Consider the following 19,505-nt stretch of genomic DNA (forward strand, 5'->3'; position numbering starts at 1 on the left):
TCATCGTCGCTCATCGGGTGGCGCGCTCTTGATGTCGCGCTCGATGGCGAAGAGCTCGGCGATCCGCACAACCGCCTCCGCCGCGATCGGTGACGGGCTCTTGTCCAAGATGTCGGTAAATTTCCGGCGCGCGTGGCTCTTATGTCGATCTCGACATAAGAGCCATTATCCAGAGCATGGTTTTATCTGGGGTATTTTGGGATATAGTCCGTGCTTGCCGGAGATTTCGGCGCGCTGGGCTCCAGATAAAAGCCGCGACCTTGCTGTTGGCGGCCGCCGCGTGCGGGGGCGAAGTTGCAGATACCATTGCGTACCAGGTCGACGATCGAGGACTATGTCGCCACACAGGAGTGGCGGCGCGCGCGACTGTCGCGCTGCCCGCTCCACCCGAACGGTGGCTGTGCATTTCGGCGTCACGGCAGTTATGCGCGCCTGACCAGCCCGGGTGTACGGATCGCTCGCTGCTATTGCCCACAAGGGCGCATAACATTCAGCTTGCTCCCGGATTTTCTCGCCGCTCGCCTGCCCGGTTCGCTTGCCGCGATTGATCGCAGCGCTGGGATCGCCGCGTCGGCGCGGAGCATGGAAGCCGCCGCAGACGCAGCACGCGGGCCCGATATTTGCCTTCCAGGCGCGGTGCGCTGGCTTCGCCGCCGTGTGGTCGCGGTGCGCAGATCCGTTGCCGCCGTTGAAGTGATGGCGCCCCAGCTGGCAAGGCCGGGCTTGCCGGTGGGTGACGTTCCGGCCCTTGCAATGCTTCGCCGAGCTCTTTCCCCGCAGCTGTTGCACTGCATTCCGGCGCCCCTGGGATTCCGGCCTATCCAGAGGATTGGCAGTGGCGACGCCGCCGGTGGCTCTTGCCAACACGATGCGGGGCGTGATCACGCGTTCATCGCGAGCTACGCTTTGCCGATCGAGGTAAAGCCATGCCCATACATGTCGATCATATCGCCGCAGCCGACCCTGCCGCGCCCACCCCCGACGATATCCGCCGCATCTGGAGCGCGGAGCGGCGGCTTGGGGCAGGAACAACGATTGTCTATCTGAACCGCATCCAGCAGTTTCGTACCTATTGCGCCTTGCACGGCTTGGTCGAGCGAGAAGAGTTGACCCTCGAACGAGTTGGCCGGTTCATAGACTGGTATGCGAAGCGACGGGGTCTCGACCCGCTTTCTCTCCGCCTTTCCAGCACCGCCCTGCTGTCGCTCAGCCGTGTCTATCATCGCTTGGGGCTTGCCCCACCTGACTGGCGACCGCCTCGTCCGGTGAAGGCTCTGCTGACGCCGTTGCTCGCGCAATATGCCGCCTATCTGACCCAGCACCGCGGTAATCCAGAGGTGACGGTTCACAAGAAGCTGGGCCACATCGGCAGACTTCAGGATCATTTGATCCAGGCCGGCAAGGACTGGCACTCGATGCAGCTAACCGATGTCGACGCATTTCTGGTTGGCTGCGCCGCGCGATATTCCCGATCGCATGTGAGCGATCTCGCTTGCACGGTACGCTGCTTTTCCCGTTTCCTGCACTGGAGTGGCCAGAGCCCGGTCGATATCAGCGAGGCCGTGATCGCGCCCGTGCAACGACGGCACGAGCGACCGAGACGGTCCCTTTCCTGGGACGATGTGAAGCGGCTCCTGATGGCCGTGGACAGATCGAGTCCGTCGGGCCTTCGCGACTACGCGATCCTGCTGATGATGAGCACCTATGGCTTTGGCGCCGGCGAGATCATCCGCTTGCAGTTTCAGGATATTGACTGGGATAGCGGCACGCTGTCAGTCCTTCGCCCAAAGACGGGCGTCGCATTCACGCTGCCGCTGTTGCCACCCGTCGCCAAGGCGCTGGCAGAGTATCTACGCCACGGCCGGCCCGCTGATACACCCACCCGCCATCTTTTCGTGCAGATGAAGATGCCGCTGGAGCCATTCGTCGCTTCGAGCGCGATACGCCACATCTTGATGAAGCATGCGAAGATCGCGGGGATCGATGCGCCATTTCTGGGCAGCCATGTCTTGCGACACTCTCACGCGGCGCGCCAGATCGACCTTGGTGCGCGGCCCCAGGTGGTATCGGATCTCCTTGGTCACCGGGATCCAGAGTCGGTCTCGGCCTATGTGCGGATCGCCACCGCATCCCTGCGCGAGATCGCATTGCCGGTGCCAACATGACCACCGTCGTCGTCCTGGAAGAGTTGAGGAACGACGCCGCGAGCTTTCTGGCATTCAAGCGCGCCATGGGCCATCCCTATCGACGCGGCGAGTTTGAGATCGAACGCTTCCTTCGCTTCGTCGAAGACCAGTGGGGCGACGATGTCGATATTCCGCTGGCCGAAGCGATTAGCCGCTGGTGTGGCCGCTTGCCCGACCGCAAGGCCGTCACGCTCGGCAATGAGTTCGGGGTCATTCGTCAACTTTGCCTGCATCGCCGTCGTCGCGATCCCACCAGCTATGTGCCCGAGCACGCCTTTGCGCCGGTGAAGGAGTCGACGTTCTTTCCTTATATTTTCAGCCGCGACGAGATCCGCTGCATTCTCGCCGCCGCGTCAGCGCACCAAGGCCGCTTCATATGGGCATCGATGCTGCGAAGGCTGATTCTCGTGCTTTACTGCACCGGCCTCAGGCTCGGCGAGGCGGTGCGTCTGACCATGGATGATGTCGATCTCGACCGTGGGACCTTGCTCATCCGCAACAGCAAACGGCGTACGCGGATCGTCCCCATGCGCGACGATCTTGTCGCAGAGCTTCGCCTCTATGTCGATGATCGATGCCGGTTACTTCACGATCGTGGTCAAGTGGATTCCGAAGCGCTGTTCGTTCGCCTCAACGGCGCGCCACTCCATACCCACGCTGCGTCCGAAGCTATTCGCAAGCTCCTGCGCCGCCTCGATATCAAGCCTGCGCAAGGGCGCGTCGGAGCGCGTCCATATGAGTTTCGGCATGCATTCGCGGTTCACCGCCTGACGGCATGGGCGGAGGAAGGTGCTGACATTCACGCCAAGCTCCCTTGGCTTTCGGCCTATCTCGGGCACCAGAACGTCATTGGGACCGAGGTCTATCTGAAGGCGACGCCGCAACTCCTGGAACTCGCGAGCACGCGCTTCGAACAACATATGCGACACGCCCGGCAGCCACGATGAGTAAGGCCGGACCTCAGATGCTGTTCGCTCTGGTGGAGTCGTTCTTCTCCAACTATCTGCCGCGTCAGCGCGGCGCGAGCCCACATACGACGCGCGCCTATCGCGACACGCTCAAGCTGCTGTTTCAATTCATTGCCCAGCATCGCAGCCGCGAGGTCGCCGCGCTTGTGCTGGAGGATCTCGATGCCGACACCGTCGCTGGGTTCCTCGATCATCTCGAGGGCGGAAGATCGAACTCCACCGCGACGCGCAACTGCCGCCGTGCCGCGCTTCGCAGCTTCTTCAAGCACCTCTTGCGCAACGATCTCGACAATGCCCTCCGTTACACGCAGGTGCTGGCGCTGCCGTCGAAGCGGGCGAGGCAAAAGCCCGCAACTTACCTCGAAGCAACCGACGTGCGGGCCATCATCGCCCATCCCGATCGGCGGACCCGCAGTGGCTGGCGCGACTACACGCTGCTGCTTTTCCTCTATAATTGCGGCGCCAGAGTGAGCGAAGCAACCGGCCTGCTGTGGCAGGACCTTCAACTGACGCCGCCACACCAGGCCCGACTACATGGGAAGGGCCGCAAGGAGCGGTTCGTTCCGCTATGGCGCGAGACGGCCGACGCGTTGCGGCGCCTGCAAAACCTGTCGGGTGCCGCGGGTCAGCAGCATGTTTTTATGAACCGACACGGCCAGCCGCTGACCCGCGATGGAGCGGCGTACATCCTTACCAAGCATGCCTCGCCAGTCGTCCAGGATCGGCCAAGGTTGGCGCGTGACCGCATCACTCCTCACGTTTTCCGCCACAGCTGCGCCGTCGCGCTCCTGCAGTCAGGCACCGACGTGACCGTGATCCGCGATTATCTCGGTCATTCCAGCATCGCGACCACGAACCGGTATATCTTAACGAACCTGAAGATGAAGCGCGATGCGCTACAGAACTTTTGGAAGCACGCTGGCATCGAACCCGCAAAGGCCACGCCTTGGAAGCCAAAGCCGGATCTGCTTTTGTACCTCCGGTCCCTATGATTTTATCACGAGGTCCACGCAGAGCTTTTTCGCCGATCCCGGACATCAGCATCGCGTGGCCCCAGATAAAACCATGCTCTGGATAATGGCTCCAGCATCCCACTTCGACGATATCCCTGGGCGCCTTGGTCTTGGGGTCACGGTAAAGTGCGTTGTACCCGGCAAAGCCGTCTGCCTGTAGATACCCCCGATAGTCGGCGAGATGTTCTGCCGGATGCGCTCCGCCACGATCGGCGCTGAAGCGGAAGACCACGGCAGGCGGGCTCATATCGCCGCTGGAGCGGTCATCACGCAGATATACCCAGAAGTGCCCAGTCCGGCTGCCATCGCCATTGCCCAGCAGCGTGACCGGCGTGTCGTCACCGTGGATCTTGGCGGCTTCCCGGATATAGGCGAACAGCCGCTCACCCAGCGGCGCCAGCAGCCATGCCAGTTTTCGGGCCCAGCGGCTCATCACGTCCCGATCGATGTGGAGTCCCACGCGGCGGAAGATCACCGACTGCCGATGCCAGGGCTGATGATCGACAAAGCGATTGACGACGAGATGGGCCAGCAAGCTGCTGCTCGCCATCACCTTGGGGAGTGGCAGATCGACAGCGGGGGCCTGGCGGATCTGTTCGCAGGACCGGCACACCAGTCTTGGTCGCACGTGGCGAATGACCCGGAAGCGCGCCGGGACATAGTCGAGAACCTCAGTGACAGCCTCGTTAATCTGTACTGACGGCCCGTTACAACCGGTACTGCACGGGCTGGGCTGATGATCGACTGTATGACGCGGGAAGTGCGCAGGAAGCGGAACACGGCCGCCGGATTTGCGGGCCGATTTCGCCACAGACGGTGCCGCCACCTCATCGTTGGCGGGTTGCGGTGCCTCGACCTCCTCGAACATCAGCCGCAGCTGGGCGATATCCATTTTCTCTGAGCTACGACCGAACTGGACGCGCAGCAGCCGCGCGACGCGATGCTCGAGCTTTTCGATCCGCAAGGTCTGGGCTTTGACCGTGGCTTCCGCGGCCCTCCGTTCGGCCCGTTCCTGCTCCATGGCATCGGCCATCTCCAGCAGCATTTTCTGCAGGAGGACTGGGTCTGTGGGAAGGCGATCAAGGGCGAACCGCATGCCACCGATAATAGCCCAAGCCCACGGTAAATCCTACATAAAATGGCGGCTTTCCTGATCTTTTTGGCTATGCGAGCCTCGGCGTGATGACCTCGTCGTGGACGATCGCCTGCTTCCAGTTCATGCCTTCGAGCAACATCGCAAGCTGGGCTGCCGACAGCCGCAGCGCACCCTCATGGGCACGTGGCCAAACAAACTTTCCGCGCTCGAGACGCTTCGCATACACGCATAGCCCTGAGCCGTCCCAGACCAGAGCCTTCAACCTGTCGCCCCTTTTCCCGCGGAACAGGAAAACCGCCCCCGAGAAGGGATCAAGCTGAAGAATATTGCGCACCTGCGCCGACAGCCCATCAAACCCCTTGCGCATGTCGCACGGCGCCAGCGACAGATAGATTTTCGTCGAAGGCGGGAAAGCCAGGCTCAATGATCCAGCTCCCGCAAGACATCGAGCACCTGTTTCAGGGCGGCCCGATCGACCTCGCCATCAACCAACACCGTCAGGCCGCACCGCCCTCGAACCTCAATCCGCCCTGGCTGCCGAGCTTTGGCCGACGGAGAAGACGATGCCAGTTCGACAGGCACGAAGCCCGCCATCGCCCCGCGAAGCAGCTGCTTGCGCCAGGTATAAAGCTGGCCTGTTCCAACGCTGTGCCGCCGAGCCACGGCCGAGACGATCGCCCCCGGCACCGTCGTCTCCTTCAGGATCGCCAGCTTCTCCTCGTCGCTCCAGTTCCGACGCCGCTCCACCCGTACAAGCGCTCCGCCATCACCGCGACCGCTCATACGAGGCTCGTTTGACTGCTCGATGTCCATGCTCACACCTCCTCAAAGGCCGCGAGCTTTCCTATTCCGATGCCGGCAACAAGGCCGCCTTCCGTCGGCGCTTACGATGGAGCGTCACGAGCGGTCCCGCAGGAGGGGCACCACCTAAGCAAATGATGGTGGCAGGAACCGACCGCAAATCTGGCACCATCAAAAAGAGCGGTCATGGCGCTAGCGGCCGTGACAGTTCTACCGCAGATTTCAGCATAGCCGAATAGTCTCGCCCGAGCTGCTTTCAGCCAGCGGGCGCGGCAATGGCCGGGGAAAAGGAGACATGGGGATGACGTCGGAAGTTCTTGTCCGCAGCGCCGTACATGGCGGGGTTCAGAATGAGCCCAATGAGAAATGGTCTCCCTTTGAGTGGCTGGAGCCGCGATTCGGCGCTCAGGTGCATGGTGAGTATGTCGTGATCCGGCCCGACGGCGTTTCAGGATCGCTTTCCGCGGGGCTGTGGCGGACCGGGCCGACCGCGCCCGGAGCAGCATCCGATGGGTCGCATACTATTCTCTATTCCTCGCCGCTCGGCGATGAAACCGCGTGTGTGATCGACGGAACGGCCGTCCTTACCGTTATCTCGACCGGCAAGCGCTATGAAGTCGGCCCCGGCTCGATCATCAGCTCGCCCAAGGGGCTCGAAGTCCAGTGGGACATCCAGGGTCCAGCGTTCAAAAAATACTGGTGCATCTGGAACGGCAGCGAACCCACCGCCAACCCGCCTCAGGATCTGCTGATCACCCATGTCAGCGACAATCCTGAGGAATGGCAGGAGTACCACTTCACCGAGCCGGCGGAAGGTGACCTCGTTGCGGGCGAACTCTACTTCATTCGCACCGGCGGTTCGACCGGCACGATGTTGAGCGGCGTATGGCGCTCTGGCAAGGGCATTGCCGGCAGCGATGTCGACGGTAAGGGCACCATGTCCACACCCTATACCGGAGTGCTGGGCGACGAGACTATCTTGCTTCTCGAAGGCGAGGTCGAGGTCACCGAAACCGAGAGCGGCAAGACGCATAACTTCAGGGCGGGCGATGTGATCGGCCTCTCTTCGGGCACGCATATCACCTGGACGTCCAAGGGGCCTTTCAGCAAGAAGCTCTGGGTCATTACGCGCGACGCATTGCCTGAATAGGCATGCGAACGCCGGCGGAGCGGACCTCTTCCCAACAGGTGCTGCTCCGCCATGCTATCGAGGGCAACCATGCTCGGGCGAGGAGCATGACCGCGCCGGGCTTACCGGCTAACCGCCAAGCCTCCGCCACGTCGTTCAATGAAAAATAGTGCATCGCGCCTAAGCCGCGAGCACGGAAGAGGACAATGAAGGCATGACCGGTGCACCGGTATTCGCCGATCCCCTGTCATATGGGACGACGCTCGATAACTTTTCCATGCAGACCGAACGCGGCCGGCTTTCAGGGAGCGTCGAGGCGGGTTTGAACGCATGCGTCGAGTGTTGTGATCGATATGCCGACGACGAGCGAACAGCGCTCATCTGGGTGTCGGCCAATGGGCAACAGGAAGACTATAGCTTTGCCCAGATGCGCGACCTTTCCGCACAGGTGGCCAACATGCTGGTCGACCATGGCGTTCGTCCCGGCGATTGCGTGGCGGGTCTTCTTCCCCGCACTCTGGAGCTACTCGCGACCATCTTGGGGGTCTGGCGCGCGGGAGGGGTCTATCAGCCGCTCTTCACCGCCTTTGGCCCCAAGGCCATCCAGCACCGACTGGGCATCAGCGGCGCGAAACTTATCATCACGGACAGCGCCAATCGGTTCAAGCTGGACGAAATAGCCGATTGTCCGAAAGTCGCGACCGTCCTTGCGCCCGGCGATAGGCTGCGGGAAGACGATCTTGACTTCCGCGTCGAACTCGATGCGCGCAGCGCCGTGTTCCAACCGGTTCTGCGCAGCCCCGACGATCTCTTCCTGATGATGTCGACGTCGGGCACCACCGGCCTTGCCAAGGGGGTCGGGGTGCCGCTGCGCGGCCTTCTGGCCATCGGCGCCTATATGCGCTGGGCAGTCGATCTACGGCCACAGGACCGTTTTTGGAACATCGCCGACCCGGGCTGGGCCTATGGCCTCTATTACGGTATCACCGGGCCGCTTCTGCTTGGTCATGCGACGACGCTCTATGATGGCGGGTTTACGGCGAAGGCAGCTTATGAGGTGATCGGCCGGCTCGGGATCACTAACCTCGCCGGGGCGCCGACCGCATACCGGCTGCTGATCGCGGCAGGGCCGGAGGCGGCCGCGCAGGCTAAAGGCAGTCTGCGCGTGGTGAGCAGCGCGGGCGAACCGCTCAACCCCGAAATTATTCGCTGGTTCGACAGGCATCTGGCCGTTCCTATCCACGATCATTACGGCCAGACCGAAATGGGCATGGTGGTGAACAATCATCATGGGCTGGCCCACCGCGTACTCATGGGATCGGCAGGTCTTCCCATGCCCGGGTACCGCGTTGCGGTCCTTGATGAGGCCGGCCGCGAACTGGGGCCAAACCAGCTTGGCGAGCTAGCGATCGATGTCGCCAACTCGCCTCTCCTCTGGTTCAGCGGCTATTGGCAGCAGGAAACACCCGCGATCGCGGGCGGATATTACCGAACCGGTGACACGGTAGAATGGGAAAGCGATGGCAGCATCAGCTTCATCGGCCGCGCTGACGATGTCATCACCTCCTCGGGCTACCGAATCGGCCCTTTCGATGTCGAAAGCGCCCTGGTCGAGCATCCCGCTGTGATGGAAACGGCGGTCATCGGTGTACCCGACCCGGAGCGAACCGAGTTGGTCAAGGCATTCGTCGTTCTCAATCAGGGTTATGAAGCCTCGCCAGCACTGGCAGAGGAGCTCAAGCGTCATGTGAAGAGCCGCTTGTCTGCGCATGCCTATCCCCGACTTGTCGTGTTCGTCAGCGAACTGCCCAAGACACCCAGCGGCAAGATCCAGCGCTTCGTCCTGCGCACCCTGTAGTAAGCCTGGTGCTGGGGCTCGCCCAGACGTGGCACGATGCCTCATTGTCCGTCCGAGAAAACTGGCACCATCGCAAAGGCCCGATCAGGCTCTAGCCCGGAAATCTCACGGAATTAGGTGCATCGGGGCTCTGAATCGGATAAATTTCTTCTGCAACAAAGTCTTACCGGACAGCAGAGGAGTTCCCCGATGCCGACAGAGTGTAGCGCAAAGTCATTTGAGTTTGCACGGGTAGAATCGCGGTCGGTGGTGGCGGCATTCGATGGCGGGTCGGTGACGAGCGACGCCGGGAGCCTGCTGCTGGGGGCAACCGATCGGGCGATCAGGCTGGTGGATCGGTTTGCCGGCTGCTTTGCGGATCATCGCCGGTCGGAATTGATCGAGCATGAAGTCCGAACCTTGGTGAGCCAGCGGATATTCGGGATTGCGCTGGGCTACGAGGATCTGAACGATCATGACGAGTTGCGCCATGATCCGGTGATGGCGACGTTGGTCGGCAAGCTCGAGGCGGGACGCGCGGCCTGCGCGCCGCTGGCGGGCAAGAGCACGCTCAACCGGCTGGAGCTGTCGCGGCCGGAACCGACGCGATACCACAAGATCAGCCATGATCCGGAGGCGATCGAGGATCTGTTCGTGACGCTGTTTCTGGAAGCGCACAAGAAGGCGCCAAAGCAGATCATCCTCGACCTGGACGCCACGGATGATCCGATCCACGGCCATCAGGAAGGCCGGTTCTTCCACGGCTATTATGACGGCTATTGCTACCTGCCGCTCTACATCTTCTGCGGCCGGCACCTGCTGGCGGCCAAGTTGCGCCGTTCGAACATCGACGGGGCGGCGGGCGCCTGCGAGGAGGTCGAGCGCATCATCGCGCAAATCCTTCGCTCCTGGCCGCGGACCCGCATCCTGCTGCGCGCCGACAGCGGCTTTTGCCGCGAGAAACTGATGGCGTGGTGCGAGGCGAACAAGGTCGATTATCTGTTCGGCCTCGCCAAAAACAAGCGGCTGACAGCCGAGATCGAGCCCGAACTCGCCAAAGCCACCGACGAGAGCTGCCAGACCGGCAAGCCGGCGCGGCGCTTCAAGGACTTCATGTGGAGCACGCTCGATAGCTGGAGCCGCAGGCGGCGCGTCGTCGGCAAGGCCGAAGTGACGCAGGGCGACACCAACCCGCGCTTCGTGGTCACCTCGCTCAAGGCCGGCGAGGCCAAAGCGCGCGATCTCTACGAGAAAATTTACTGCGCGCGCGGCGAGATGGAAAACCGCATCAAGGAATGCCAGGCCGATCTGTTCGCCGACCGCACCTCAACCGCCACTATGCGCGCCAACCAGTTGCGTCTGTGGTTCGCGTCAATGGCCTATGTGTTGCTGTGCGCGCTGTGTTGCTGTGCGCGCTGCGCCGCGTCGGCTTGCGCTTTACCCAGTTCGCGCGGGCCAGTTGCGGGACCATCCGTCTCAAGCTGCTCAAGATCGGCGCGCGCGTCACTGTCAGCGTCCGGCGCGTCAAGATCGCCATGGCCTCTGCCTACCCGTGGCGCGACGAATGGGAACTCGCTCACCTGGCCTTGCGAACCGCCGCGACGCGCTGACGAACCAGACAGCGCACAGTCCGAAATCCGCCATCTCGCTTAACCCGCCATCGGGAATGGCCCCGCTCGCCCCGCAACCGCCGAAAATGCTCCTTCGAGCTGCCATCTCGCATCTCGGTCGCCTTCATCGCCGCCGAAAGGCCACAAAAGCGCACCGCCAGGTCAGATCAAACGGCGGTGTGAGATTTCCGGGCTAGGGCCAGATGCGCCTCCTCCATAGGTTTCTGATCATCGCTCCCAGCGATCCCCAAGGGCGCACCTGCGCCGCGTTGGAGGGGAGCCGGGAGACAGCAGCGAGCGAGGAGTTTAATTATGGCGAGCGAACCAAACCTCCAAGGCAGTTCCTCCGTGACCGCGCCCCGGTCCCTGGGCATTGGTAACCGCAACAGCAATCCCGCGCAGTGGGCGCCTTTCGCCTGGGACGATCCGCTTTACGGGCCACAGGTGAAGGGCGAGGTCGCGCCGATCGCCTTCGACCACACCAGCGGGTCGCTGCAGCTCGGGTTCTGGCGAACTGGCAAGGATATGCCCGGCTGCAACGAGGATGGTTCATGCCATATCGACTATTCCGCGCCCCTTGGCGATGAAACCATGGTCATCCTCGAAGGCACGGCGACCGTCACGGTCGCCGCTACGGGCAAGCAGTACCGACTTGAGGCCGGTACGATCATCAGCCATCCCAAGGGCGTAGCGCTGAGCTGGGACATCGACGCGCCCTTCCTCAAGAAATTCTGGATATTGTGGGACTCGCCGGCGTCCTTGGTCAAGGACGATGACGTCTATGTCGGCCATATCAGTGACAATCCGGATGCATGGGAACCCTTCACTTGGGAAGAGCCCGGTCACGGCACGATGGTGTGCGGCGAATTGTTCACGCTGCGCTCCACGGGAAGCACCGGAACCCTGCTCTGCGGCCTGTGGCGGGCGGGCGTCGGCATCGCCGGTTGCGCACCGGACGGCTCGACAGCCATTCCCTACACCTCTCCCCTGGGAGACGAGATCGAATTGCTGCTTGAAGGCCAATATCATGTCGTCAACGAAGATACCGGCGAGACCCACGACCTGCGGGGCGGCGATGTCCTCGCCATGCCACGCGGCACGCGTCTGTCCTGGTCGTCAAAGGGGCCATTTGCCAAAAAATTCTGGCTGATCGCGAATGCAAACGTGCCGGAATGAGGGTTGCGCCCAGCGGCCCGTCCGACCTGGCGCTTCAGCACGCGTGACCAGGTAATCGGGCCGCCGGGCAATGGCTATGAGCGGGCTGGTCGCCTTGGCACGCGCGTTGCCGCGCGCCCGCAACCCAGGGATGGCGCCACAGGCCCGATCGCCCCATCTGGCACCATCAATTAGCGAGGAAGAGGCACTAAGAAGAGTATCAGTTCTCCGGCACCTTGGACCTTGACAATGGAGTCGAGGGCAAAGGGTAGCGCCACCCTCGCAAGCCGGCGTCCAGGCGAAACTGGGCCACGAAATGCACTGGGATGCAGTGGCCCGAACAGGGAGGTTCGTATGAAAAGGGTTGGATCCATAAGCGTTGTTGCGATCGCGGTGTGCCTTGCCACGCCGGCGCTCGCTCAGCAGGCCGCCGAGGAGCAGGCTCAATCAGGCGGTCTGGAAGAGATCGTCGTTACTGCGACCAAGCGCTCTGAAAATCTACAGGATGTGCCGGTCGCGGTATCGGCAATCTCCGCCTCAGCGCTTACCGCCAAGGGGGTGTTCGACACATCGGACCTCAACGCCTCGATGCCCAATCTCCAGGTGTCATCGGCCTATGGCTCTCAGCAGCCCAATTTCACGCTGCGCGGCGTCGGCGTGGGGACCGAACTGAGCGCCAGCGCGGCTTCGCCGGTCGGCGTTTACGTCGACGAGGTCTACCAGACCTTCCGGGCGAGCCAGGGGCAGCAGCTCTACGATCTGGAACAAGTCGAAGTGGTGCGCGGGCCCCAGGGCACGCTCTATGGCCGCAACACGACCGGCGGCGCGATCAACTTCATCACCCGCAAGCCGCAGATGAAGGGCGCCAATGGCTATCTGACGCTGGGTTACGGCAATTACGATCGCAAGAGCGCCGAAGGCGCGATCGAACTGACGCCAGTAGAAGGCCAGCTGGGCATCCGCATCGCGGGCACCTACGTCAAATCCGATCCCTATATCCATAATCTGATGCCAGCCGGGCTCAACACCACTGCCGCCGCTGGCGCTTCCGGTCTCAACTATGCAACCGGACGCGATCCCAATGGTGACGAAAGCTACGGTATTCGCGGCACGCTACGCTTCGCGCCAACCGATACCCTCGATGTCACCTTGAAAGGCTATTCGGCCAAATCGACCGGCGGCGTCGCCGCGTCACTGGGCGCGGGCCCCTCGCGTGCCAACCCAGAGGTGATCAACTACGAGAACCCGGCTTTCCCGTTGGCGCCCCTGTTCCAGTTACTCGGCGACAATGGCGCCGGGCTGCTGCCCAGCACCTACAGCCGGGTCGGCTTGTCCGACACGCAGATTGAGCAGGACACGATCGGTCGCGCTGTGACGCGGGCCGAGGGCGCGGTCCTGACGGTGAAGGCCGAGCTTGCCGACAAGCTCAATCTCACCTCGATCACCGGCTATGACTCCGGCCTCTATCTCCAGACCGCGACGGACTGCGACAGCGGCCCCTTGCGCCTGTGTTCAAACGGCTATCGCTCGTCCTTCGAGGCCTTCAACCAGGATCTTCGTTTCGACTACAGCAGCGGCCCCTTCAAGGTGATCGTCGGTGCCTATTATGGCTGGGACAGTGTCACCTCCGACAACGACATCGACATCTTCAATTTCCTGAGCGACGTGCGCGCGGCGGTCGGCCTGCCCGCGACCTGGTTTAACCCTGCTGGCGGCTTCAACGGCACCGCGCTCTCGGCTGGCTCGGTTCCGACTGGCGTTCGCGGCAAACAGCATTTCAAGCAGAACCGTGAAAGCTGGGCGATCTACAGCGAAGGGAGCTACGAGCTCACGCCAACGCTCAAGCTCACTGCGGGCCTGCGCTACACAACCGATACCACCGACTATAAGGATGGCCTCACAACCTATTATGACGATGCCGGCAACGCCCGGATGCTGGCCGTCTCCGCTTACGGGGCACCTTATTTCCTTGCGCCGGTGCGGAACGAAGCCGGAACCGTCGTCATTCCCGCGACCGCCGATCCCAATCCAGGCGGGATCAACAAGAGCGGCAAGACAAGCCGCGTGTCGGGACGCGCCATCCTCGACTGGAAGCCGGTGGACGGCGTCATGCTCTACGGCAGTTACAGTCGCGGCTATCGCGCCGGCACGTTCAACGGGCTCGCCTATATCAGCTCGCCGCAGGTCTATTTCGTCAAGCCTGAGGAGGTGAACGCCTTCGAGGTGGGCTTCAAGACCCGCTTCCTCGACAATCGGCTGCAGATCAACGGCAGCTTTTTTTACTATGATTACAAGAACCAACAGAGCCAGGTGGTCGATCCGAGCGTGACCGCCAACATCATCACGCTCGACGGGACTATGAAAGGCCTCGAACTCGACGTCGAGTTCGCCGCGACTAATCGCCTCACGCTCAGCGCCTCGCTCGGCATCCTCGACAGCAAATATAAGGAGTATGATCAGGCCGCATGCGCCGCGCTCAACCTGAGCGGCCTCTTCCCCGCGCAGGATGGCTCATGCGTTCAGTCGGGGGCCGGCAACGTCAGCGTGGGCGGCAACCCCTTCCCCTATGCGCCCAAAACATCGGTCAATCTCGCCTTCGACTGTGATGCGGTGGATATCGGCGAGGGTAAGATCAAGGTGCATGGCGACACCGCCTATACGGGGCGTTTCTACTACGACACGTTCAAGGATTACAGCCGCGGTGTCCTGCCCAATCTCGCGAGCGGGCAGTATACACAAGGTGAAGGCGATTATTGGGTCTTCAACAGCCGCATCAGCTATGTCGCGGACCGTTACACGCTCTCGCTCTGGGGCAAAAACCTGTCGAACAAGCTCTACTTTCCGGCCGGCTATCCCAATGAAGGCATCACCGGTGCGGGGTACATCGTACGCGCTCTGCCGCGCACTTACGGAGTCGAAGCCACATTGCGCTTCTGACGGCAACTGGGAGGGGAGGCTCTGTCTCCCCTCCTCCTTTCGACTTGAGCCGATAACTGAATGAAGGCCGGCCCTTGGCGGCAGCCGTTCATTGATGATCTGGAGTAATCTGTGAAGACACGTGCAGCCGTCGCATTCGAAGCGAAAAGGCCCCTCGAAATCGTCGAAATCGATCTGGAAGGGCCCAAAGTGGGTGAGGTGCTGGTTGAAATCATGGCGACCGGAATCTGCCATACCGATGCCTATACGCTGGACGGGTTCGACAGTGAGGGAATTTTTCCGTCGATCTTGGGACATGAGGGTGCGGGTGTCGTGCGCGAGGTCGGTGCGGGCGTGACGTCCGTGAAACCCGGCGACCATGTGATCCCGCTCTACACGCCCGAATGCCGCCAGTGCAAAAGCTGTCTTTCGGGCAAGACCAATCTGTGCACCGCCATCCGCGCGACCCAGGGCCAAGGGCTGATGCCCGACGGAACGACGCGCTTCTCCTACAAGGGGCAGCCGATCTTTCACTATATGGGCTGTTCGACCTTTTCCAACTTCACTGTCCTGCCGGAGATTGCTGTAGCGAAAATCCGTAAGGACGCACCCTTCGACAAGAGCTGCTATATAGGCTGCGGCGTGACGACCGGCGTTGGGGCGGTCATCAACTCTGCCAAGGTCACGCCTGGTTCCAACGTCATCGTCTTCGGCCTGGGCGGCATCGGCCTCAACGTGCTGCAGGCCGCGCGCATGGTCGGCGCCGACCGTATCATCGGTGTCGATCTCAACGACGGCAAGGCGGACTGGGGCATGCGCTTCGGCATGACCCACTTCTACAACCCCAGAGGTAAGAGCACGGCGCAGGTCGTCGCCGATCTCGTGACCCTCACCGATGGCGGCGCCGATTATACGTTCGATTGCACCGGCAACACCGAGGTGATGCGCCAGGCGCTCGAAGCCTGCCATCGAGGTTGGGGCGTTTCCACCGTGATCGGTGTGGCTGAGGCGGGCAAGGAGATTTCCACCCGTCCATTCCAGCTCGTCACCGGTCGTGTGTGGCAAGGATCGGCTTTCGGCGGCGCCAAGGGCCGCACCGACGTGCCCAGGATCGTCGACTGGTACATGCACGGCAAGATCGAGATTGACCCGATGATCACCCATGTCCTCAGTCTCGAAGAGATCAACAAAGGCTTCGACCTGATGTATGCGGGTGAAAGCATACGCAGTGTCGTCGTGTTCTGATGCCTTCGCTTCAAGAAACTCGTGCGAGTAAAGGCCCCAGGGGCGCGATCCCGTCGCGCGCTGTCACGCGCCATATCGATCCCCCGATTGTCCAGCGATTGGGAAAGCGTCTGTGTTCGCGCAAGCCCGACCACATCATGGAGCAACTCGGCATAAGCCTTAACACTTGGCTCAAGCTGCTGGCGGGAGAGCCCATCCGCGCGAGCGTCGCCGACAGGCTGCTCGACCGCCTTGGCGATATCGAAGAATTCAACTGAAGGAGAGCAAACAATGGCAGTGATTTCTGGCAACGACGTCTTTTCGCATGTCTTCATCGGTGCCGCCGGGACTGTCAGGATTTCCGTGTGTGGCCGGGCATAATGGGCAACAAGGAGTCCCACTATGTCACGACGCAAAGAACCTGCCATACCGAATGAGCTTCTCGATCAGCTTTTGGCGGGCGGCGCTGTCAGTGCCGCCTTCGAGCAGGGCGGTCTGCTCGATTCGCTGAAGAAGGCGCTGACAGAGCGTGCCCTGAATGCGGAGATGGATCACCACCTCGCTGGCGAAGACGGCGCCGGCAACATGCGCAACGGCTACGGTCGGAAGACGGTAATGACCGACACCGGCAAGTTGGCGATCGACGTGCCGCGCGATCGCCAGTCGAGCTTCGACCCGCAGTTGATCGCCAAGTATCAACGCCGCTTTCCCGGCTTCGACGACAAGATCGTGTCGATGTACGCGCGCGGCATGAGCACCCGCGAGATCACCAGGCACCTGCACGATCTATACGGAATCGACGTCTCACCCGATTTGATCAGCACGGTGACCGACGCCGTGCTCGATGAGGTCGCCACTTGGCAGCAGCGGCCGCTCGATCCGGTTTACCCGCTGGTCTTCTTCGACGCGATCCGGGTCAAGATCCGCGACGAGGGCATGGTGCGCAACAAGGCGATCCACATTACGCTGGGCGTCCGCGCCGACGGCGCAAAGGAGGTGCTCGGCTTGTGGCTCGAGCAGAATGAGGGTGCCAAGTTCTGGCTTCGGGTGATGAACGAGCTTCGCAACCGTGGCGTTGAAGACATCCTGCTGGCCGTCGTTGACGGCCTGAAGGGCTTTCCCGATGCGATCACCGCAGTTTTCCCCGATGCGATCGTCCAGACCTGCATCGTTCACCTGCTGCGCAACTCAATGGACTTCGTCTCTTGGAAGGACCGCAAGACCTCGCCAGCGCGCTCAAGGAGATTTACCATGCCACCGACGCTGATGCCGCAGAAAAGGCGCTGACGGCATTTGAGGCTGGTCCTTGGGGGCAGCGCTACCCCGCCATCGGCCAGAGCTGGCGGCGCGCCTGGGGCGAGGTGATCCCGTTTTTTGCGTTCCCCGACGAGGTCCGCCGGATTATCTACACCACGAACGCGATCGAAGCTTTGAACTCGAAGCTCAGGCGGGCTGTCAGGGCCAGGGGACACTTCCCAAGCGACGAGGCCGCCACCAAGCTGCTCTATCTGATATTGAATCGGTCGGAGAAAGAGTAGAAGATGCCACCACGTGAGTGGACCATGGCGAAGGCGCAATTTGCCGTGATCTTCGGCGAACGTTTCATCAGAGCCATGGCGGCCTGATGATCAACCGCCCGGCCGCACACGGAAATTCTGACAGTCCCGTGCCGCCGACGTCGAAGTATCAACCAAATTTTACGACAACACGCTTGGCGCGCTTGGCATCAATAATCTGGGTCCGTTCGGCAAGGGCTGGGTCCTCTACGGCAGGGACAAGCCGGCGTTCATCATCGCGCGTCCGGGCAATGGAGAAGCGCCGTCAAGCAACGGCGTGACCATCGGCTTTGCCGCAGCCAGCACCAACGAGGTCGACGCCTTCTATGCCGCTGGCCTCGCCAATGGCGGTACTGACGAAGGCGTGGCAGGACCGCGCAGCCATCTTCCTGGAGCCTATGCCGCCTATTTGCGCGACCCGGCGGGCAACAAGGTTTGCAGCTACACATTCACCGAAGCTGGCTGAGACGAACATCGTGGAGAAAATCAGTACGCGTAAGAATTCTGCCGCAGCAAGGCATGTACGCACCACCTCGGCCGCCTGCTGAACCAAGAGACCTTTTCGATGTACGGGCAGCTCTGTGCGACAGGCGAGGCTTCTCATCGTCTGGCATCTCTCGGGGCTGACCTAAACCCATGCCAATGTAACCGCATAACGCACGGTACGCGGCATGGCGATAAAAGCCTGATTCCCGTCCGCCAAACCGAGATCAATTATCGTGTCAGCTATAGGTAGAGACCGAGAAACGACGCGCCGGGAACCGGATTGAAGGATATCGGCTCAGCCGCGACGAAACCAAGAGCCTCATACAGCTTGCGCGCGGTGACGAACTTCGCCTGCACATCGAGCCTCATTTCTCTGTAGCCAACAGCGCGAGCTTCTTGGATCAGGCGTTCGGCAAGGGCACGACCAAGATGACGTCCTTGAGCATAGGAACGAACATATAGTCGCTTCATCTCACATATTTCAGGAGTGACTTGGCGCATCGCAACGCAGCCCTCAAATTCGCCTTCCCGTTCCGCAAGCAGAACGCATCCTTTCGGCGACGCATACTTATCCGGCAGGTTGGCGAACTCGGCATCGTTGTTTTGATAATCGAGATTTACCGGGGAATTGGCGATAAACTCACGCCAGATGGTCAGCACCGCCGATGTGTCGTCAGGAAAGATCGCGTGCCGGATGATCGTCATAGCATAAATATCATGCCGGAGATCATGGCTTCGATAAGGCGTGTTTTTGAGGACATTGTGGTAATGCGCGACAACCGCCGACCAACACATGACGGGCGGCGGCTTTCGCCTGATTTTCGTGCATTAGAGGGTGAAAGCAGGTCTCTACACTAGGCGCTTCTGCGGAACGCCCAGACTTTCGCTCAAACGCCTTGCGGTGGGGAGCGAGTTATCGTCCCAACAGGAGCGCCCTCATGACGGCGGAGCTAAGCTCCGCCGTCATGAGGGCGCAAGACCGGCCAGCAAGATGGCCAGTGCTCGCTCGAGTGCGTCATTCGGGTCCATCTCCGGCATGGTAGCCGCCGCGATCAACATCCTGTTGACGATCCGCATGTCTGTGATCGTGATGTGAGCGGAGATCCTGCCCAAGGCGATCGCACCCTCCAGCACCGTTCCCATTAATGCATCGGCCCGTTCTCGCAGAGATATAATGACCCTGTTGAGAGCGCCGTTCTCCGCGTTGACAAGAGCTTTGGTGTGGAAGGCCGCGACCACGCCCTGACGCCGAACGAAATCCTCGAACAGGGTCGGACTGTCGACATTCTCTTTAATGAACAAAGCCAGTTCGTCGAGGCGCTTTTCCAGAACGGCAACGATCATCGCATTGCGATCGGCGAAGTTGCGGTACAGCGTTCCCCGCCCCACGCCCGCGCGTTCCGCTACCGCCTCCAGTGCGACGCCGTATCCGTGCTGCTCAAAAAGCTCCGCCGCTGCCACAATGAGCTGATCACGTCGTGCTTGCGCGTCCTTCCGCATCCTTGCCTCTTTTCGCCAATGAAGATAA

At 61.4% G+C, this 19,505-nt stretch carries 14 protein-coding genes and 5 pseudogenes; 13 read left to right on the forward strand and 6 right to left on the reverse strand.

Annotated elements, in window-relative coordinates:
• Positions 1-126 (reverse strand): annotated as a pseudogene (locus IWY39_RS05770) (IS66 family transposase); the annotation flags it as partial.
• An 800-nt stretch (positions 127-926) separates the two neighbouring features.
• Here IWY39_RS05770 and IWY39_RS05775 point away from each other — a divergent pair.
• From IWY39_RS05775 to IWY39_RS05785, 3 genes are read left to right on the forward strand one after another with little or no spacing between them, the layout of a single operon-like run.
• The gene (locus IWY39_RS05775) at positions 927-2,165 is read left to right on the forward strand and encodes a site-specific integrase (protein ID WP_196871299.1); all 1,239 of its coding nucleotides are present in this window, start codon (positions 927-929) and stop codon (positions 2,163-2,165) included.
• Complete coding sequence (locus tag IWY39_RS05780; RefSeq protein ID WP_145169986.1) at positions 2,162-3,133, forward strand: tyrosine-type recombinase/integrase; 972 nt, start codon at positions 2,162-2,164, stop codon at positions 3,131-3,133. The genes IWY39_RS05775 and IWY39_RS05780 overlap by 4 nt, the downstream gene beginning before the upstream one ends.
• A complete protein-coding gene (locus IWY39_RS05785) occupies positions 3,130-4,146 on the forward strand; it encodes a tyrosine-type recombinase/integrase (RefSeq protein WP_145169984.1) in 1,017 nt (338 codons plus the stop codon). Before IWY39_RS05780 ends, IWY39_RS05785 begins: the two co-directional genes overlap by 4 nt.
• Before the next feature lie 145 nt (positions 4,147-4,291).
• On the opposite strand, the pseudogene tnpC reads toward IWY39_RS05785, so the two are convergent.
• Positions 4,292-5,188: pseudogene (tnpC, locus tag IWY39_RS24555) on the reverse strand (IS66 family transposase); the annotation flags it as partial.
• On the opposite strand from tnpC, the gene IWY39_RS05795 reads away from it, so the two are divergent.
• Positions 5,108-5,293, forward strand: a complete 186-nt coding sequence (locus tag IWY39_RS05795; RefSeq protein WP_107126049.1) for a hypothetical protein — start codon at positions 5,108-5,110, stop codon at positions 5,291-5,293. The pseudogene tnpC and the gene IWY39_RS05795 sit on opposite strands and share 81 nt — an antisense overlap.
• 37 nt (positions 5,294-5,330) lie before the next feature.
• On the opposite strand, the gene tnpB is transcribed toward IWY39_RS05795, so the two are convergent.
• Together tnpB and tnpA are read right to left on the reverse strand one after the other, a co-directional pair.
• Positions 5,331-5,687, reverse strand: a complete 357-nt coding sequence (gene tnpB, locus IWY39_RS05800) for an IS66 family insertion sequence element accessory protein TnpB (protein WP_409994392.1) — start codon at positions 5,685-5,687, stop codon at positions 5,331-5,333.
• A complete protein-coding gene (tnpA, locus tag IWY39_RS05805) occupies positions 5,684-6,076 on the reverse strand; it encodes an IS66-like element accessory protein TnpA (protein WP_107126048.1) in 393 nt (130 codons plus the stop codon). Before tnpA ends, tnpB begins: the two co-directional genes overlap by 4 nt.
• Positions 6,077-6,365: 289 nt before the next feature.
• Between tnpA and IWY39_RS05810 the strand changes: the two genes are divergently transcribed.
• The 9 genes and pseudogenes from IWY39_RS05810 to IWY39_RS05850 all read left to right on the forward strand — a co-directional run.
• Complete coding sequence (locus IWY39_RS05810) at positions 6,366-7,214, forward strand: cupin domain-containing protein (protein ID WP_107126609.1); 849 nt, start codon at positions 6,366-6,368, stop codon at positions 7,212-7,214.
• A gap of 193 nt (positions 7,215-7,407) precedes the next feature.
• A complete protein-coding gene (locus IWY39_RS05815) occupies positions 7,408-9,051 on the forward strand; it encodes an acyl-CoA synthetase (RefSeq protein WP_107126610.1) in 1,644 nt (547 codons plus the stop codon).
• A 189-nt stretch (positions 9,052-9,240) separates the two neighbouring features.
• Positions 9,241-10,640: pseudogene (locus IWY39_RS05820) on the forward strand (IS1380 family transposase).
• 312 nt (positions 10,641-10,952) lie between these two features.
• Positions 10,953-11,816, forward strand: a complete 864-nt coding sequence (locus IWY39_RS05825) for a cupin domain-containing protein (RefSeq protein ID WP_107126487.1) — start codon at positions 10,953-10,955, stop codon at positions 11,814-11,816.
• Between the two features lie 333 nt (positions 11,817-12,149).
• Positions 12,150-14,732, forward strand: a complete 2,583-nt coding sequence (locus IWY39_RS05830; RefSeq protein ID WP_196871405.1) for a TonB-dependent receptor — start codon at positions 12,150-12,152, stop codon at positions 14,730-14,732.
• A 111-nt stretch (positions 14,733-14,843) separates the two neighbouring features.
• Positions 14,844-15,956, forward strand: a complete 1,113-nt coding sequence (locus IWY39_RS05835) for an S-(hydroxymethyl)glutathione dehydrogenase/class III alcohol dehydrogenase (protein WP_107126489.1) — start codon at positions 14,844-14,846, stop codon at positions 15,954-15,956.
• A 98-nt stretch (positions 15,957-16,054) separates the two neighbouring features.
• Positions 16,055-16,213: a hypothetical protein gene (locus IWY39_RS05840; protein ID WP_231377494.1), complete on the forward strand. Its 159-nt coding sequence runs from the start codon at positions 16,055-16,057 to the stop codon at positions 16,211-16,213.
• 124 nt (positions 16,214-16,337) lie between these two features.
• Positions 16,338-17,560, forward strand: a pseudogene (locus IWY39_RS05845) (IS256-like element ISSpwi2 family transposase).
• A 55-nt stretch (positions 17,561-17,615) separates the two neighbouring features.
• Positions 17,616-17,957 (forward strand): annotated as a pseudogene (locus IWY39_RS05850) (VOC family protein); the annotation flags it as partial.
• A gap of 260 nt (positions 17,958-18,217) precedes the next feature.
• Here the strand turns inward: IWY39_RS05850 and IWY39_RS05855 are convergent.
• Together IWY39_RS05855 and IWY39_RS05860 are read right to left on the reverse strand one after the other, a co-directional pair.
• Positions 18,218-18,682 carry a GNAT family N-acetyltransferase gene (locus tag IWY39_RS05855; protein ID WP_107126494.1) on the reverse strand — a complete coding sequence of 155 codons (465 nt, stop codon included), beginning with the start codon at positions 18,680-18,682 and terminating at the stop codon, positions 18,218-18,220.
• Between the two features lie 258 nt (positions 18,683-18,940).
• Positions 18,941-19,477, reverse strand: a complete 537-nt coding sequence (locus tag IWY39_RS05860) for a TetR/AcrR family transcriptional regulator (RefSeq protein WP_107126490.1) — start codon at positions 19,475-19,477, stop codon at positions 18,941-18,943.
• Positions 19,478-19,505: the final 28 nt, after the last annotated feature.

The organism is Sphingobium sp. JAI105 (assembly GCF_015752145.1).
GTDB classification, from domain to species: Bacteria; Pseudomonadota; Alphaproteobacteria; order Sphingomonadales; family Sphingomonadaceae; genus Sphingobium; species Sphingobium xenophagum.

Coding starts and splice junctions, on each gene's coding strand:
- IWY39_RS05830 (WP_196871405.1), top strand. CDS start 12,150: ATGAAAAGGGTTGGATCCATAAGCGTTGTTGCGATCGCGGTGTGCCTT.
- IWY39_RS05780 (WP_145169986.1), top strand. CDS start 2,162: ATGACCACCGTCGTCGTCCTGGAAGAGTTGAGGAACGACGCCGCGAGC.
- IWY39_RS05810 (WP_107126609.1), top strand. CDS start 6,366: ATGACGTCGGAAGTTCTTGTCCGCAGCGCCGTACATGGCGGGGTTCAG.
- IWY39_RS05785 (WP_145169984.1), top strand. CDS start 3,130: ATGAGTAAGGCCGGACCTCAGATGCTGTTCGCTCTGGTGGAGTCGTTC.
- IWY39_RS05825 (WP_107126487.1), top strand. CDS start 10,953: ATGGCGAGCGAACCAAACCTCCAAGGCAGTTCCTCCGTGACCGCGCCC.
- IWY39_RS05815 (WP_107126610.1), top strand. CDS start 7,408: ATGACCGGTGCACCGGTATTCGCCGATCCCCTGTCATATGGGACGACG.
- IWY39_RS05855 (WP_107126494.1), bottom strand. CDS start 18,682: ATGACGATCATCCGGCACGCGATCTTTCCTGACGACACATCGGCGGTG.
- tnpA (WP_107126048.1), bottom strand. CDS start 6,076: ATGGACATCGAGCAGTCAAACGAGCCTCGTATGAGCGGTCGCGGTGAT.
- IWY39_RS05795 (WP_107126049.1), top strand. CDS start 5,108: ATGCTCGAGCTTTTCGATCCGCAAGGTCTGGGCTTTGACCGTGGCTTC.
- IWY39_RS05775 (WP_196871299.1), top strand. CDS start 927: ATGCCCATACATGTCGATCATATCGCCGCAGCCGACCCTGCCGCGCCC.
- IWY39_RS05860 (WP_107126490.1), bottom strand. CDS start 19,477: ATGCGGAAGGACGCGCAAGCACGACGTGATCAGCTCATTGTGGCAGCG.